This is a genomic window from Streptomyces sp. NPDC006655, assembly GCF_040703965.1.
Classification (GTDB): Bacteria; Actinomycetota; Actinomycetes; order Streptomycetales; family Streptomycetaceae; genus Streptomyces.
In genome coordinates this window covers 21,145-35,613 of sequence record NZ_JBEYJU010000033.1, presented here as the reverse complement: position 1 = coordinate 35,613, position 14,469 = coordinate 21,145, and the positions used below count along the sequence as shown (strand labels likewise).

The window sequence follows — 14,469 nt, the reverse complement described above, 5'->3', positions numbered from 1 at the left end:
CGCGGGTCCGACCGACCGGTCGCGCACGGTGGGGACGACTTCCTTGCGCGGCCGGATACCCTGGAGGGCAGCCCAGACTGTCGCCTACGCCGAGGACCGACGCAGCCGTGTTCGATACCCTTTCTGATCGCCTCTCAGCCACTTTCAAGTCCCTCAGGGGCAAGGGGCGGCTCAGCGAGGCGGACATCGACGCCGTGGCGCGGGAGATCCGCATCGCGCTGCTCGAAGCGGACGTGGCCCTGCCGGTCGTGCGGGCGTTCATCAAGAACGTCAAGGAGCGTGCCCTCGGCGCCGAGGTCTCGCGTTCGATGAACCCGGCCCAGCAGGTCCTGCTGATCGTGAAGGACGAGCTGGTCACGATCCTCGGCGGCGAGACCCGCCGCCTGCGGTTCGCCAAGACGCCGCCGAGCGTGATCATGCTGGCCGGTCTGCAGGGTGCCGGTAAGACCACCCTCGCGGGCAAGCTCGGCCGCTGGCTGAAGGAGCAGGGCCACTCGCCGGTCCTGGTCGCGGCCGACCTCCAGCGCCCGAACGCCGTGAACCAGCTGAGCGTCGTCGCCGAGCGCGCCGGTGTCGCCGTCTACGCCCCGGAGTCCGGCAACGGCGTCGGCGACCCGGTCAAGGTCGCCAAGGACTCCATCGAGTTCGCCAAGCAGAAGGTCCACGACATCGTGATCGTGGACACCGCCGGCCGCCTCGGTGTCGACCAGGACATGATGCAGCAGGCCGCGGACATCCGGGACGCGGTCTCGCCGGACGAGATCCTGTTCGTCGTCGACGCCATGATCGGTCAGGACGCCGTCACCACCGCCGAGGCCTTCCGCGACGGCGTCGGCTTCGACGGCGTGGTCCTGTCCAAGCTGGACGGCGACGCCCGCGGTGGTGCCGCCCTGTCGATCCGCCAGGTCACCGGCAAGCCGATCATGTTCGCGTCGAGCGGCGAGAAGCTCGAGGACTTCGACGCGTTCCACCCTGACCGGATGGCCTCCCGCATCCTCGACCAGGGTGACCTGCTCACCCTGCTCGAGCAGGCCGGGAAGGTGTTCGACCAGGAAGAGGCCGAGAAGATGGCCTCCAAGCTGGCGTCCAAGAAGGGCCAGGACTTCACCCTGGACGACTTCCTGGCCCAGATGGAGCAGGTCCGGAAGATGGGCAGCATCAGCAAGCTGCTCGGGATGCTGCCCGGCATGGGCCAGATCAAGGACCAGATCAACAACCTGGACGAGCGGGACGTCGACCGCACCGCCGCCATCATCAAGTCGATGACCCCCGGCGAGCGCCAGGACCCGACCATCATCAACGGCTCCCGGCGCGCCCGCATCGCCCGTGGTTCGGGCGTCGAGGTCAGCGCGGTGAAGAACCTCGTCGAGCGGTTCTTCGAGGCCCGCAAGATGATGTCCCGCATGGCCCAGGGCGGCGGCATCCCCGGCATGCCGGGGATCCCGGGCATGGGCGGCGGCCCCGGCCGGCAGCGCAAGCAGCAGAAGCAGGCCAAGGGCAAGCAGCGCTCCGGCAACCCGATGAAGCGCAAGCAGCAGGAGCTGGAGGCGGCCCAGCGGCGCGAGGCCGCCGCCCAGGGCGGTAACGCCTTCGGAATGCCGCAGCAGGGCGCGGAGAACTTCGAGCTGCCGGACGAGTTCAAGAAGTTCATGGGCTGAGTCGGCCCGTCGGCGGAGCGTCAGCGCACCCGCGCGATCAGGTACCGGAAGACATTGGGCATCCACACCGTGCCGTCCGCGCGACGGTACGGTTGGAGCGCCTCGACCAGCTCCTTGCCGACCTGCTCCTCGTCGGCCGCCGCGATCCCCGCGTCGAACAGCCCGGTCGACAGCAACCCCCGCACCGCGTTGTCCGCGTCGGCGTACCCGAACGGGCAGGAGACCCGCCCCGAACCGTCGATCCGCAGACCGGCCCGCCCGGCGACCTCCTCCAGGTCGTCCCGGCGGGCCGGCCGCCAACAGCCCGTACTGCGCAAAGGATCGGCCAACTTCGCGGCCACCCGGAGCACGGAGGAGGTCGCGCAGCGTTCCGGCGGACCCCAGCCGGTCAGCACCACGGCCGCCCCGCGGGCCGCCGACGGGACCGCCTCGGCGAGCAGGTCACCGAGCCGCTGGGCGTCGCCGGCCAGGCAGCCGATCGGCTCGAAGGCGGTGATCAGGTTGTACTCCGGTGCCTGCGCGCCGGCCGCGTCCCGGGGCGAGCCCTGGACGATCCGGGCGCCGCGGCCACGCACGCGTACCCCCGTGACAGGGTCGGGCAGCAGCCGCTCACGGGCGAGGGCGAGCCGTTCGGGAGAGGAGTCGACGCCGGTCACCGCGGCTCCTCTGGCCGCCGCCATCAGCAGGGCGAGACCGGAACCGCAGCGCAGGCCGAGCAGCCGGGTGGCCGGGCCCACTTCGAGTCGCTCGTGGACGGTCTCGTAGAGCGGCACCAGCATCCGCTCCTGGATCTCGGACCAGTCACGCGCGCGTGCGCCCAGGTTCACGCGGGGGGTGGAGCCCGCCTGAGAAGGAGGCTGGTGCCGCACGAGCGTAGGTGTCATAGGTAAGCGCCCCAATCCGCCGAGAGATACGCACTGACCGATTTCGTGGCCCCCGTGTCGTGCGCTCGCACTTCCCACCTATGCCACATAACTCCGGGCTCGCGATGGCGTCCAGAGGTCGCGGGACCCCGCTTGTGCATGGACTATGACTGTGGCGAGATTTCACATCCCGGCAACTTGGGGCTCTACCATCGGACCCACGACACGGTGGTTCTGGCCATGGTCGGCCCCGAGTAACGTCGGGTTCGCCGGGCACGCTGACCGAAGGGGCGTCCTCCGCCACGAGAGCGGCCGAAACGTGTCTTGCGCAGCCACCGACCACCGCCGCCCCGGCGCTCGGCCCGTGGGTACGCGCCGGGGCGTACGTCGGACTACGCACCGGCTTGGTAGGAGCTGTGCGGCTTCTCCGCAGATCAGCGCACCCGTACTCGTCTCCACGCATCAGCGGCAACTGACGGGTACGTGCAAATTATTTGGGATGCCCCGGAATAGGAACACAGCGGCACCCCCGCTCGTTGTCATTACGTGAGCACGACACAGACACCACCTGTCCTCGCCGCAGAGCTGGCGCAGGCGTGGGCCGACATTCAGCGGTACCACCCCGAGCTGCCGGACCTTGCCGCGCCAGAGTCCCTGATCGGGGAGTCGTCGTCCGCGTGCGGTCACGAACTCTCCTTCGAACGGCTGCTCCATGAGGCAGTCCACGGCATCGCCGCCTCCCGCGGAGTCCGCGACACCTCACGGGCCGGCCGCTACCACAACCGCCGATTCCTGGCGATCGCCGAGGAACTGGGCCTGGACCACCCCGACGAGCCGCATCCCAGCAGCGGCTTCTCGCTGGTCTCCCTCAACCCCGAGGCGAAGCGCCGGTACCGTCCGACCATCGAGAGACTGCAACGCGCCCTCAAGGCGCACACGGTGGCCACCTCCGCCGACACCACCCGCACCTTCCGCGGCCCGGCCGCCCGCCACGGGTCCTCCGGCGGCGGCGTCCGCGTCAAGGCGGTGTGCGACTGCGGCCGCAACGTCCGGGTGGTCCCGTCGGTCCTGGCCCAGGCGCCCATCGTGTGCGGCGGCTGCGGCAAGCCGTTCCGCATCCCGGAGGTCGTCGGCGCGGCGTAGGCCGCGGCTGCTCGTGGCAGCCGCAGCCGTCGCCGCACCGTGATGCCGCTCAGCGCACCCGACGTGACACCTCCCCGCCGGGTGCGCTTCCGGCATGCCCTCGCACGGCCGCCGGACAGAGCGACCCGCAGGGTGTGGCACAATGGCTAGCTGTACTCGACAGTCGCACAGGACCCCTCTCTCCTCCGGCTGACGCGTCCATCGGGCACTCGGGTACCGCAACCCCACGCGGCAGTCTCGCCGTGCCCAACCACGTCAAAACCAGGAGAATCCACTCCCGTGGCAGTCAAGATCAAGCTGAAGCGTCTGGGCAAGATCCGTTCGCCTCACTACCGCATCGTCGTCGCCGACTCCCGCACCCGTCGTGACGGCCGTGCGATCGAGGAGATCGGCAAGTACCACCCGACCTACAACCCGTCGGTCATCGAGGTGGACGCCGACCGCGTGGCGTACTGGCTCGGTGTCGGCGCCCAGCCGACCGAGCCCGTGCTCGCCATCCTGAAGAAGACCGGCGACTGGCAGAAGTTCAAGGGCGAGCCCGCCCCGGCGCCGCTGCTCGTCGCCGCACCGAAGTCGACGCGTCCGTCGTTCGAGGCGCTCGGCGGTGACGACGAGGGCAAGGGTGAGGCGATCACCCAGAAGAAGAAGGCTGAGAAGAAGGACGAGGCCGCTGCCGAGTCCGAGTCGACCGAGGCCTGAGCAGATGCTCGAAGAGGCGCTTGAGCACCTCGTGAAGGGCATCGTCGACAACCCTGACGATGTGCAGGTCGCCTCGCGCAACCTGCGTCGCGGGCGCGTGCTGGAGGTTCGGGTGCACCCCGACGACCTCGGCAAGGTGATCGGCCGCAACGGCCGTACCGCGCGTGCCCTGCGCACCGTCGTGGGCGCCATCGGCGGCCGTGGTGTCCGCGTCGACCTCGTCGACGTGGACCACGTCCGCTGACGCTTCATCGCAACCGGCTCGGGCCGGGGAGGGCCGCCGGCCGTCCCCGGCCCGCAGTCGTATGAGCGCAGTCGTATGAGCAGGGAATGACAGGAGACCAGGCACAGTGCAGCTCGTAGTCGCACGGATCGGCCGCGCCCACGGCATCAAGGGCGAGGTCACCGTGGAGGTACGCACCGACGAACCCGAGCTCAGGCTCGCCCCCGGCGCCGTGCTCGCCACCGACCCCGCCGGCGTGGGACCGCTCACCATCGAGACGGGCCGCGTGCACAGCGGCCGTCTGCTGCTGCGCTTCGAGGGCGTCAAGGACCGCACCGGCGCCGAGGCCCTGCGCAACACCCTGCTGATCGCCGAGATCGACCCGGAGGAACTGCCCGAGGGCGAGGACGAGTACTACGACCACCAGCTCATGGACCTGGACGTGGTCACCGAGGACGGCACCGAGGTCGGCCGGATCACCGAGATCTCGCACCTGCCCTCCCAGGACCTGTTCATCGTGGAGCGCCCCGACGGCACCGAGGTGATGATCCCGTTCGTGCAGGAGATCGTCGTCGAGATCGACCTGGAGGAGCAGAAGGCGGTCATCGCGCCGCCGCCGGGCCTGATCGACGACCGGGCCGAGATCGCGTCCTCCCGGGAAGAGTCGTAGAGATGCGCCTCGACGTCGTCACGATCTTCCCCGAGTACCTGGAACCGCTGAACGTCTCGCTGGTCGGCAAGGCACGCGCGCGTGGGCAGCTCGACGTCCACGTGCACGACCTGCGGGCCTGGACGTACGACCGCCACAACACCGTCGACGACACCCCGTACGGCGGCGGGCCCGGCATGGTCATGAAGACCGAGCCCTGGGGCGACGCCCTCGACACCGCGCTCGCCGACGGCTACGAGACCGGCTCGCACGCCCCCGCGCTGATCGTGCCCACCCCGAGCGGCCGCCCCTTCACCCAGGAACTCGCCGTCGAACTCTCCGAACGCCCCTGGCTGATCTTCACGCCGGCCCGCTACGAGGGCATCGACCGGCGCGTCATGGACGAGTACGCGACCCGGATACCGGTGTACGAGGTGTCCATCGGCGACTACGTGCTCGCCGGCGGCGAGGCGGCGGTATTGGTGATCACCGAGGCGGTGGCCCGGCTGCTGCCCGGCGTCCTCGGCAACGCCGAGTCGCACCGGGACGACTCCTTCGCCCCCGGCGCGATGGCCAACCTCCTGGAGGGCCCCGTCTACACCAAGCCGCCCGTCTGGCGTGGCCGGGACATCCCCGAGGTGCTGCTCAGCGGCCACCACGGCAAGATCGCCCGCTGGCGCCGCGACGAGGCGCTGCGGCGGACGGCCGCCCACCGGCCCGACCTGATCGAGCGCTGCGACCCCGAGGCCTTCGACAAGAAGGACCGCGAGATGCTCTCCATCCTGGGCTGGGCCCCGGACCCGCAGGGCGCCCCCCACGGCCGATTTTGGCGCAGGCCAGAGGCCGTGGAAGAATAGGCCGCTGTTGTGCGTCCGTCCGGCGTGCGCCCCTGCCGCAGGGGGACACGACGCCCGCCCCGACCCGCACGGCAGTCCTCATGGAACACCTAGTTGCCGTTGATGACCTGTGGCATCAGCGAAGAAAGCAGACGAAATGTCTCACCTGCTCGACACCGTCGACGCCGCGTCGCTGCGCAGCGACGTCCCGGCCTTCCGCCCGGGTGACACCGTCAACGTCCACGTCCGCGTCATCGAGGGCAACCGCTCCCGTGTGCAGCAGTTCAAGGGCGTTGTGATCCGCCGCCAGGGCAGCGGTGTCCGCGAGACCTTCACGGTCCGCAAGGTCTCCTTCTCCGTCGGCGTCGAGCGCACCTTCCCGGTGCACACCCCGATCGTCGAGAAGATCGAGCTCGTCACCCGCGGTGACGTGCGTCGCGCCAAGCTCTACTACCTGCGCGAGCTGCGCGGTAAGGCCGCGAAGATCAAGGAGAAGCGCGAGAACTGATCTCGCGCGACGGGGTTCTTGTCGCGGCCGGATACCATCTGGCCTCGATGGACACCGAAGCACAGCCGACGGAACGCGACCGTTCCTCCCGCCCCGGACCAGGGGCCGTGGAGGGCCGGTCGCGTTTCGCGTTGCTGATCCGGCTCGCCGACTGGCTGCCGGGCGGCTGGATCACCCTGATCCTCTTCACCTGCCTGGCGTTTCTGCTCGCCCTCAACGCCTTCGTGGCTCAGCCATTCCAGATTCCCAGCGGATCCATGGAACAGGGATTGAGGATCGGGGACCGGGTTCTCGTAGATAAGTTGGCGTACCGTTTCGGTGCCCAGCCGCGCCGCGGCGACGTCGTCGTGTTCGACGGAGCCGGGTACTTCGGGGACGCCGACTACATCAAACGCGTCGTCGGTGTGGGAGGAGACCATGTCGTCTGCTGCGACAAGAAGGGGAGGATCGAGGTGAACGGCCGGCCGGTCGACGAGACCGCGTTCCTCTACCCGGGGGACGCCCCCTCCACCGTGGCCTTCGACGTCGTCGTCCCCGGCGGCCGGCTCTTCGTCCTCGGTGACCACCGCAGCGACTCCAGCGACTCCCGCGACCACCTGGGCTCGCCCGGTGGCGGCATGGTCCCCGTCGGGAAGGTCGTCGGCCGCGCCGACTGGATCATCTGGCCGTACGCCCACTGGACCAGGCTCACCCGTCCCACCGCCTACGCGCGCGTGCCGGGCCCGGAGTCGGAGGAGCCGGAGCGGTCGGCAGGGGCGGGTGCCCATGGGTAACCGGGGCAAACCGCGCGGCGTGCCGGTCGACGCCGCCGCCACCCTGCTGCCCACCGGGGCCCGGCGCACTTCCAGCCCGGGCGGCGGCCGCTCCCGCGCGGAGCGGCGCAAGCTCCAGCGCAAGGTCAAGCGCAAGCGCCGGCGCGGAGCCATGCGGGAGATACCGCTGCTGGTCGGTGTGGCCGTCCTGATAGCGCTGGTGCTGAAGACGTTCCTCGTGCAGGCCTTCGTGATCCCGTCGGGCTCGATGGAACAGACGATCCGGATCGGCGACCGCGTCCTGGTCGACAAGTTCACGCCGTGGTTCGGGTGGCAGCCGCACCGCGGGGACGTCGTCGTCTTCCACGACCCGGGCGGCTGGCTGGCCGACGAGCAGACCACCAAAGCGAACGACCCGGTCGTCGTCAAACAGCTCAAGGAGGGGCTCACCTTCATCGGTCTGCTGCCCTCGGCCAACGAGAAGGACCTCATCAAACGGGTCATCGGTGTCGGCGGCGACCACGTCAAGTGCTGTGACGCGCAAGGCCGGGTGACGGTCAACGGCGTTCCCCTCACCGAGGGCACCTACCTCTATCCGGGGAACGCCCCCTCCACACAGGAGTTCGACATCACCGTCCCGCAGGGACGGCTCTGGGTGATGGGCGACCACCGCGGCAACTCGGCCGACTCCCGGGCCCATCAGGACACCGCCTACGGCGGCACGGTCCCCGTGAGCAACGTGGTCGGCCGGGCCAAATGGATCGGCTGGCCGCTCGGACACTGGGCCTCGCTCGAGGAACCTAAAACCTTCGCAAGCGTTTCCCACTCCGTGTCGGGGTCGACCGCGGCTCCCCGGGTGTCGCATAGGGTTGCCTCCGACGTTCCGAACGGATACGTCCAACTCCCGAGCCCTGCGGAACTCCCGCTCGTTATGGGAGTGGTGGGCCTGCGCCGTGGATGGCGCGGGCGGCGGCACGGAGTAAGGAGTTGGCGTGGGGGATGTGGCGGTAGGCGCACGGTCGGGACACGACGGCGAGGACCACGGCGGGCGCCCCGAGGAGAACGTCCCCAGCGCAGACGGTGGTTCCACCTCCGGGAGTGAGAGCGGACCGGCCGGGGGCCCGACCCCGGCGGACGGCCCGTACTCCGGCGGCGACGGGGCCGGCCCCGGCGGTGACGGGGGCGACTCGGCGGCGGCCGCGCCGAAGAAGCCCCGCTCCTTCTGGAAGGAGCTGCCGATCCTGATCGGTATCGCGCTGGTCCTGGCGCTGCTGATCAAGACGTTCCTGGTGCAGGCGTTCTCGATCCCGTCGGACTCGATGCAGAACACCCTCCAGCAGGGTGACCGCGTCCTCGTCGACAAGCTCACGCCGTGGTTCGGTTCCGAGCCGAAGCGCGGCGAGGTCGTCGTCTTCCACGACCCGGACGACTGGCTGGCGGGCGAGCCCACCGCCCAGCCGAACGCTATCCAGACCTTCCTCAGCTGGATCGGCCTGATGCCGTCCGCCCAGGAGAAGGACCTGATCAAGCGCGTCATCGGGGTCGGCGGCGACACCGTCTCCTGCAAGGGCAGCGGCCCGCTCAAGGTCAACGGCCACGCGTTGAACGAGCCTTACGTGTACCCGGGCAACACTCCGTGCAGCGTCGACGACCAGGGCGGCCAGTTCACGGTGAAGGTGCCCAAGGGCTCCATCTGGGTGATGGGCGACCACCGGCAGAACTCCCGCGACTCCCGCTACAACCAGTCCGACAAGCACCACGGCATGGTCCCGGTGGACGAGGTCGTCGGACGGGCCATCGTCAAGGCCTGGCCGATCAACCGCTGGGGCACGCTGCCCGTCCCGGACACCTTCGACCAGTCCGGCATCGGCACGCAGTCCTCCGCCGCGGCCTCCCTCTCGGTGGCCCCGGAGGGCGTGGCCGTCGCCGCCGTCCTGCCGATCGCGGTGTGGCGCCGCCGGCGGGACGACCTGGCCGGGTCGAAGTTCGACCGGCGCGCGGCCGCCGGCAAGCGCTGAACGCGGCACGCGGGCGTCGGGGGACCGGCCCATGTGAAACCCTTGGGGAGCTTGTGACCGGGGCTGCCGAAGAAGGGCTGCCCCTGCCCGGTACCGCCGGGTAGGGTGCGGCCTCATGAGCGGCGAGAGCACGATACGTACGGCCCCGCGCAGCGGCGGAGGCACCAGCACCGGCACGGCGCGGGCCGGCGGCGGGCTCGGGAACCGGTTGTCCGGGATCGCCGTGGCGCTGGGCATCGTGCTGTTCCTCGGCGGATTCGGCTGGGCGGCGGTGGTCTACCGGCCGTACACCGTGCCCACCGGCTCGATGACGCCGACGATCGACGCCGGCGACCGGGTCGTGGGCCAGCGCATCGACGGCAGTGAGGTGCGCCGGGGCGACGTCGTCGTCTTCCACGACAGCAGCTGGGTCGCCAACGCGGACGTCGTCAAGCGCGTGGTCGCGGTCGGCGGGGACACGGTCGCCTGCTGCACCGACGGCAAGCTGACCGTCAACGGCAAGCGTATCGACGAACCGTATCTGCCGGCGGGCAGCCTGGCCGAGCTCCAGGGCTTCCCGACCGTCACCGTCCCCAAGGGCCGGCTCTTCCTGCTCGGCGACGAGCGGCAGGGCTCCCTCGACTCCACCGCCCACCTCACCGACGCGGCGCAGGGCACGGTGGCGCGCAGCGCCGTGAGCGCCCGGGTGGACGCCGTGGTCTGGCCGATGAAGGGCATGCTCAAGCGCCCGACCGGCTTCGAGGTGCTGGGCAGTCTCTCGCGGCCGGGTCCGCTGCGCACCATCGAGTTCATGGTCGTGGCCGGTGCCGTGCTGGTCCTCGGTGGCGGCGCGTACGGCCCGGTCGCCAACCTGCTGGGCCGGTCCCGCGCCCGCGGCCGCACGGAGCCCGCCGGTGCCCGCTGAGGCGCCGTACGAGGGCGGCCTGCGCAAGGTGGCCCGGGTCGTCCTGCTCGATCCCTACGACCGCATTCTGCTGCTGCACGGCCACGAACCGGACGATCCGGCCGACGACTGGTGGTTCACGCCGGGCGGCGGTCTGGAGGGCGACGAGACCCGTGAGCAGGCCGCGCTGCGGGAACTCGGCGAGGAGACCGGCATCACGGAGGTCGAACTCGGGCCGGTGCTGTGGCGGCGGACCTGCTCCTTCCCGTTCGCCGGCCGTCGCTGGGACCAGGACGAGTGGTACTACCTGGCCCGTACGACGCAGACGGCCACCGAGGCCAGGGGCCTGACCGAGCTGGAGCGGCGCAGCGTCGCCGGAGCGCGCTGGTGGACGTGCCGGGAACTGACCCGGGCACATGAGACGGTGTATCCGACCAGACTCGCCGAGCTGTTCCGTAGGCTGCTCGACGAAGGTCCCCCCGTCAGGCCCGTCACCCTGGACACGGAAATCGTCTAGGCGCGTGCGGTACTGGCGCACAATGGTGGGATCGCACGGCTGAAGGGGAACATGCCATGAGCGCCGAGGACCTCGAGAAGTACGAGACCGAGATGGAGCTGAAGCTCTACCGGGAGTACCGCGACGTCGTCGGTCTGTTCAAATACGTGATCGAGACCGAGCGGCGTTTCTACCTCACCAACGACTACGAGATGCAGGTGCACTCGGTCCAGGGCGAGGTCTTCTTCGAGGTGTCCATGGCGGATGCCTGGGTCTGGGACATGTACCGGCCGGCCCGGTTCGTGAAGCAGGTTCGTGTCCTCACGTTCAAGGACGTGAACATCGAGGAGCTGAACAAGAGCGACCTGGAGCTGCCGGGCGGCTGAGCCCGTGGGGCGGCCACTCGTGTGGGTGACGGAGTTGTCCACAACCGCTGAGTGGCTCACCGAGATCAACACGTGGGCCGGGTGTGCGTGACGGTTGGCGCCGGAGGTGGTGCCGACATGAACACCAATCGAGCCCGCGGCGCACTCGGCAGGTACGGCGAGACGCTGGCCGCGCGGCGGCTGACGGAGAGCGGTCTGACCGTACTGGAGCGCAACTGGCGCTGCGGCAGGACGGGCGAGATCGACATCGTGGCGCGGGACGGGGACGTCCTGGTCGTCTGCGAGGTCAAGACCCGGCGGGCGGGTCCCTTCGGGCAGCCCCTGGCCGGGGTGACCCCCGGCAAGGCGGAGCGGCTGCGCGGCCTCGCCGAACACTGGATCCACGCCCACGGCGGAGCGCCGCCGGGCGGCGTCCGCATCGACGTGGTCGGTGTGCTCCTGCCGCAGCGCGGGGCACCCGTCGTCGAGCACGTGCGAGGGGTGGCCTGAGATGGGCTTCGCACGGACGTGCTCGGTGGCGCTGGTGGGCGTCGAGGGCGTGGTGGTGGAGGTCCAGGCGGACCTGGAGCCCGGGGTGGCGGCCTTCACGCTGGTGGGGCTGCCGGACAAGAGCCTGACGGAGAGCAAGGACCGGGTACGCGCGGCGGTGGGCAACTCGGGGGCTCAGTGGCCCTCGAAGAAACTGACGGTGGGGCTGAGCCCGGCGTCGGTGCCGAAGAGCGGCAGCGGCTTCGACCTCGCCGTGGCCGCGGCCGTGCTCGGGGCGGCCGAGCGGATCGATCCCCGGGTGCTGGCCGAGATCGTGATGATCGGCGAGCTGGGCCTGGACGGCCGGGTGCGGCCGGTACGGGGCATCCTGCCCGCGGTGCTGGCCGCCGCGGACGCCGGATACGAGCAGGTGGTCGTGCCGGAGAGCGCGGTGCCGGAGGCTTCGCTGGTGCCGGGTGTGTCCGTGCTGGGCGTGCGAAGCCTGCGCCAGTTGATCGCGGTCCTCACCGATGAACCGGTGCCCGACGAGGAGCCCCTCCCGGGGGAGATCCGTCCCGATCCCTTCCTCGCCGGTCTGGCCCTGCCCGGCATGGGACTCGCCACCGGCCTGGCGACCGGCGAGCACGCACCCGACCTCGCGGACGTCGCGGGCCAGCACGTGGCCCGGGCCGCCCTGGAGGTGGCCGCGGCCGGACGGCACCACGTCTTCTTCAAGGGCCCGCCCGGCGCGGGCAAGACCATGCTGGCCGAACGACTGCCGGGGCTGCTGCCCGAGCTGAGCCGGCAGGAGTCCCTGGAGGTCACCGCCGTCCACTCGGTCGCCGGGATGCTGCCACCCGGCCACCCGCTCGTCGGCAAGCCGCCCTACTGCGCCCCGCACCATTCGGCCACCATGGCCTCCCTGGTCGGCGGCGGCACTGGTCTGCCACGACCCGGCGCGGTGTCCCTCGCTCACAACGGCGTTCTTTTCCTGGACGAAGCGGCCGAATTCCACAGCAGTGTCCTCGACGCCCTGCGCCAGCCCCTGGAGTCGGGGCACGTCGTGGTCGCCCGGGCCGCGGGGATGCTGCGGATGCCCGCGAGGTTCCTGATGGTCCTCGCCGCGAACCCCTGCCCCTGCGGTCGGCACGGCACCCCGGGGGACGTCTGCGAATGCCGGCCCTCCTCGATCAAGCGTTACCGGGCCCGGCTCTCCGGTCCGCTGATGGACCGCGTCGACCTCCGGGTGACCGTGGAACCGGTCGCCCGGGACGAACTGCTACGGCTCAACAGCGGCGCTGAACCCTCCGCCGCCGTGGCCGACCGGGTACGCGTCGCCCGCGACCGGGCCGCCCGCCGCTACGAGGGCCTGCCCTGGCGCACCAACAGCGAGGTCCCCGGCCATGAACTGCGCACCCGCTGGCATGTCCGGCCCGGCGCGCTGGCCAAGGCCGAGCTGGACCTCGACCGGGGCCTTCTCACCGCCCGCGGCTTCGACCGGGTGCTTCGGGTCGCCTGGACCCTGGCCGACCTGGCGGGTCACGACCGGCCCTTCGCCAACGACGTCAACCTCGCCCTCGAACTGCGCACCGGCGTCCGGCGCGGCGCGGTCCTCGAAGGTGTCGCGACGTGAGCGGCGGTGACCTGCTCGCGCGGATCTTCCTCACCCGGGTTCTCGAACCCGGGGACGAGACGGGCGGCCGGTGGCTTCGGGAGTACGGGGCGTCGGAGGTGGTCCGCCGCCTGCGCGAGGGCGGTGCGCCGCCCCTGCCCGGGGTGAGCGGAACCCGCTGGACCGGTCTCCTGGCCCGGGCCGCACGGGCCGACCCGGAACGTGACCTCGCGACCGCCCGGAACGCCGGGACACGCTTCGTCACCCCCGGCGACGTCGAGTGGCCCGCTCAGCTCGACGACCTCGGTGACGCCCGCCCCCTCGGGCTCTGGGTGCGGGGGCGGCCCAGTCTGCGGATGTGGGCGCTGCAGGCCGTCGCCGTCGTCGGCGCCCGGGCCTGCACCGAGTACGGCGCCCACATGGCGGCCGGCCTCGCCGCGGGGCTCGCCGAGCGCGGCTGGGTGGTGGTGTCCGGCGGGGCCTACGGAGTCGACGGCGCCGCCCACCGCGGAGCCCTCGGCGCCGGCGGGGCCACCGTCGCCGTACTGGCCTGCGGGGTGGACCGGCCCTATCCCCGCGGACACGCCGGGCTGATCGACAGGATCGCCGAACAGGGGCTGGTGGTGGGGGAGTTGCCACCCGGCGAGCACCCGACCGCCAGCAGGTTCGTGCTCCGCAACCGGGTCATCGCCGCGCTCACCAGGGGGACCGTCGTCGTGGAGGCGGCCCACCGCAGCGGCTCGCTGGTCACCGCGCGGGCCGCGCAGCGGCTCGGCCGCTTCACCATGGGCGTGCCCGGACCGGCCACCAGCAGTCTCTCCGCCGGGGTGCACGACCTGCTGAGAGGCGAGTCCACGCTGGTAACGGACGCCGCCGAGGTCGTCGAACTCGTGGGTGCCATCGGCCAGCTGGCCCCCGCCGGCCGCGGTCCCGTCCTCCCGCGCGACCTGCTGGAGCCGGCCAACCGGCAGGTCCTGGCCGCGCTGCCCGGCAACCGGCCGGCGTCACCCGAAGAGGTGGCACGCGGCGCGCAGACGTCCGAGGACGAGGCCGTCGCCAGACTGTACGAACTCCGAGCACTTGGTTACGTCGAACGACACGGCGACGGCTGGAAGTTGACACGCCAGGCGCTGATCTCGGTCAGGGACGGTCGGACTCGGCGCTGACCGAGCGTGTTCGGCCGTCCGGGGGAACGCCCGACGCCCTTGGGAATTCCCGGAGTTGACGCCTTCGAACGATCACGCAGAGCGACGCCCCGGCTGCGGTCCGAAGCGC

The 14,469-nt window shown here is 71.1% G+C and carries 17 protein-coding genes; 16 read left to right on the top strand and 1 reads right to left on the bottom strand.

What is annotated here, in order from left to right:
- Positions 1-107: 107 nt before the first annotated feature.
- Complete coding sequence (ffh, locus tag AB0958_RS20660) at positions 108-1,658, top strand: signal recognition particle protein (RefSeq protein ID WP_366891899.1); 1,551 nt, start codon at positions 108-110, stop codon at positions 1,656-1,658.
- 20 nt (positions 1,659-1,678) lie between these two features.
- Here the strand turns inward: ffh and AB0958_RS20655 are convergent, their stop codons facing one another.
- On the bottom strand, positions 1,679-2,542 hold the full coding sequence (locus AB0958_RS20655; protein WP_366891898.1) for a class I SAM-dependent methyltransferase: 864 nt from the start codon (positions 2,540-2,542) through the stop codon (positions 1,679-1,681).
- 525 nt (positions 2,543-3,067) lie between these two features.
- On the opposite strand from AB0958_RS20655, the gene AB0958_RS20650 reads away from it, so the two are divergent.
- The 15 genes from AB0958_RS20650 to dprA all read left to right on the top strand — a co-directional run bounded on the left by AB0958_RS20650 (position 3,068) and on the right by dprA (position 14,360).
- Positions 3,068-3,664: a hypothetical protein gene (locus tag AB0958_RS20650; protein ID WP_046727829.1), complete on the top strand. Its 597-nt coding sequence runs from the start codon at positions 3,068-3,070 to the stop codon at positions 3,662-3,664.
- A gap of 279 nt (positions 3,665-3,943) precedes the next feature.
- Positions 3,944-4,363: a 30S ribosomal protein S16 gene (rpsP, locus tag AB0958_RS20645; protein WP_351485038.1), complete on the top strand. Its 420-nt coding sequence runs from the start codon at positions 3,944-3,946 to the stop codon at positions 4,361-4,363.
- Positions 4,364-4,367: 4 nt separating this feature from the next.
- Positions 4,368-4,607 (top strand): RNA-binding protein, encoded by a 240-nt coding sequence (locus AB0958_RS20640; protein WP_003973401.1) that lies wholly within the window; start codon positions 4,368-4,370, stop codon positions 4,605-4,607.
- A gap of 106 nt (positions 4,608-4,713) precedes the next feature.
- Positions 4,714-5,256 carry a ribosome maturation factor RimM gene (gene rimM, locus AB0958_RS20635; RefSeq protein WP_358975054.1) on the top strand — a complete coding sequence of 181 codons (543 nt, stop codon included), beginning with the start codon at positions 4,714-4,716 and terminating at the stop codon, positions 5,254-5,256.
- Positions 5,257-5,258: 2 nt separating this feature from the next.
- Positions 5,259-6,092: a tRNA (guanosine(37)-N1)-methyltransferase TrmD gene (trmD, locus tag AB0958_RS20630; protein ID WP_360561683.1), complete on the top strand. Its 834-nt coding sequence runs from the start codon at positions 5,259-5,261 to the stop codon at positions 6,090-6,092.
- Between the two features lie 136 nt (positions 6,093-6,228).
- Entirely contained in the window at positions 6,229-6,579 is a 351-nt protein-coding gene (gene rplS / locus AB0958_RS20625) for a 50S ribosomal protein L19 (protein WP_199212174.1), read from the top strand.
- Between the two features lie 47 nt (positions 6,580-6,626).
- Positions 6,627-7,352, top strand: a complete 726-nt coding sequence (lepB, locus tag AB0958_RS20620; protein WP_366891897.1) for a signal peptidase I — start codon at positions 6,627-6,629, stop codon at positions 7,350-7,352.
- A complete protein-coding gene (lepB, locus tag AB0958_RS20615; protein WP_366891896.1) occupies positions 7,345-8,433 on the top strand; it encodes a signal peptidase I in 1,089 nt (362 codons plus the stop codon). The genes lepB (AB0958_RS20620) and lepB (AB0958_RS20615) overlap by 8 nt, the downstream gene beginning before the upstream one ends.
- Entirely contained in the window at positions 8,324-9,349 is a 1,026-nt protein-coding gene (gene lepB / locus AB0958_RS20610) for a signal peptidase I (RefSeq protein WP_366891895.1), read from the top strand. Before lepB (AB0958_RS20615) ends, lepB (AB0958_RS20610) begins: the two co-directional genes overlap by 110 nt.
- 115 nt (positions 9,350-9,464) lie before the next feature.
- The gene (lepB, locus tag AB0958_RS20605; protein WP_366891894.1) at positions 9,465-10,253 is read left to right on the top strand and encodes a signal peptidase I; all 789 of its coding nucleotides are present in this window, start codon (positions 9,465-9,467) and stop codon (positions 10,251-10,253) included.
- Complete coding sequence (locus AB0958_RS20600) at positions 10,243-10,749, top strand: NUDIX hydrolase (protein WP_366891893.1); 507 nt, start codon at positions 10,243-10,245, stop codon at positions 10,747-10,749. Before lepB (AB0958_RS20605) ends, AB0958_RS20600 begins: the two co-directional genes overlap by 11 nt.
- 56 nt (positions 10,750-10,805) lie before the next feature.
- On the top strand, positions 10,806-11,114 hold the full coding sequence (locus tag AB0958_RS20595; RefSeq protein ID WP_003965949.1) for a DUF2469 domain-containing protein: 309 nt from the start codon (positions 10,806-10,808) through the stop codon (positions 11,112-11,114).
- 87 nt (positions 11,115-11,201) lie between these two features.
- Positions 11,202-11,603: a YraN family protein gene (locus tag AB0958_RS20590; RefSeq protein ID WP_366891891.1), complete on the top strand. Its 402-nt coding sequence runs from the start codon at positions 11,202-11,204 to the stop codon at positions 11,601-11,603.
- Position 11,604: 1 nt separating this feature from the next.
- Positions 11,605-13,215 carry a YifB family Mg chelatase-like AAA ATPase gene (locus tag AB0958_RS20585; RefSeq protein WP_366891890.1) on the top strand — a complete coding sequence of 537 codons (1,611 nt, stop codon included), beginning with the start codon at positions 11,605-11,607 and terminating at the stop codon, positions 13,213-13,215.
- Positions 13,212-14,360 (top strand): DNA-processing protein DprA, encoded by a 1,149-nt coding sequence (gene dprA / locus AB0958_RS20580; RefSeq protein ID WP_366891889.1) that lies wholly within the window; start codon positions 13,212-13,214, stop codon positions 14,358-14,360. Before AB0958_RS20585 ends, dprA begins: the two co-directional genes overlap by 4 nt.
- The last annotated feature ends 109 nt before the right edge of the window (positions 14,361-14,469 follow it).

Bases quoted from the DNA above. Each gene is read 5' to 3' on its own strand.
- AB0958_RS20655 (WP_366891898.1), bottom strand. From the start codon at position 2,542: ATGACACCTACGCTCGTGCGGCACCAGCCTCCTTCTCAGGCGGGCTCC.
- AB0958_RS20640 (WP_003973401.1), top strand. From the start codon at position 4,368: ATGCTCGAAGAGGCGCTTGAGCACCTCGTGAAGGGCATCGTCGACAAC.
- trmD (WP_360561683.1), top strand. From the start codon at position 5,259: ATGCGCCTCGACGTCGTCACGATCTTCCCCGAGTACCTGGAACCGCTG.
- rplS (WP_199212174.1), top strand. From the start codon at position 6,229: ATGTCTCACCTGCTCGACACCGTCGACGCCGCGTCGCTGCGCAGCGAC.
- lepB (WP_366891897.1), top strand. From the start codon at position 6,627: ATGGACACCGAAGCACAGCCGACGGAACGCGACCGTTCCTCCCGCCCC.
- lepB (WP_366891896.1), top strand. From the start codon at position 7,345: ATGGGTAACCGGGGCAAACCGCGCGGCGTGCCGGTCGACGCCGCCGCC.
- lepB (WP_366891894.1), top strand. From the start codon at position 9,465: ATGAGCGGCGAGAGCACGATACGTACGGCCCCGCGCAGCGGCGGAGGC.
- AB0958_RS20595 (WP_003965949.1), top strand. From the start codon at position 10,806: ATGAGCGCCGAGGACCTCGAGAAGTACGAGACCGAGATGGAGCTGAAG.
- AB0958_RS20585 (WP_366891890.1), top strand. From the start codon at position 11,605: ATGGGCTTCGCACGGACGTGCTCGGTGGCGCTGGTGGGCGTCGAGGGC.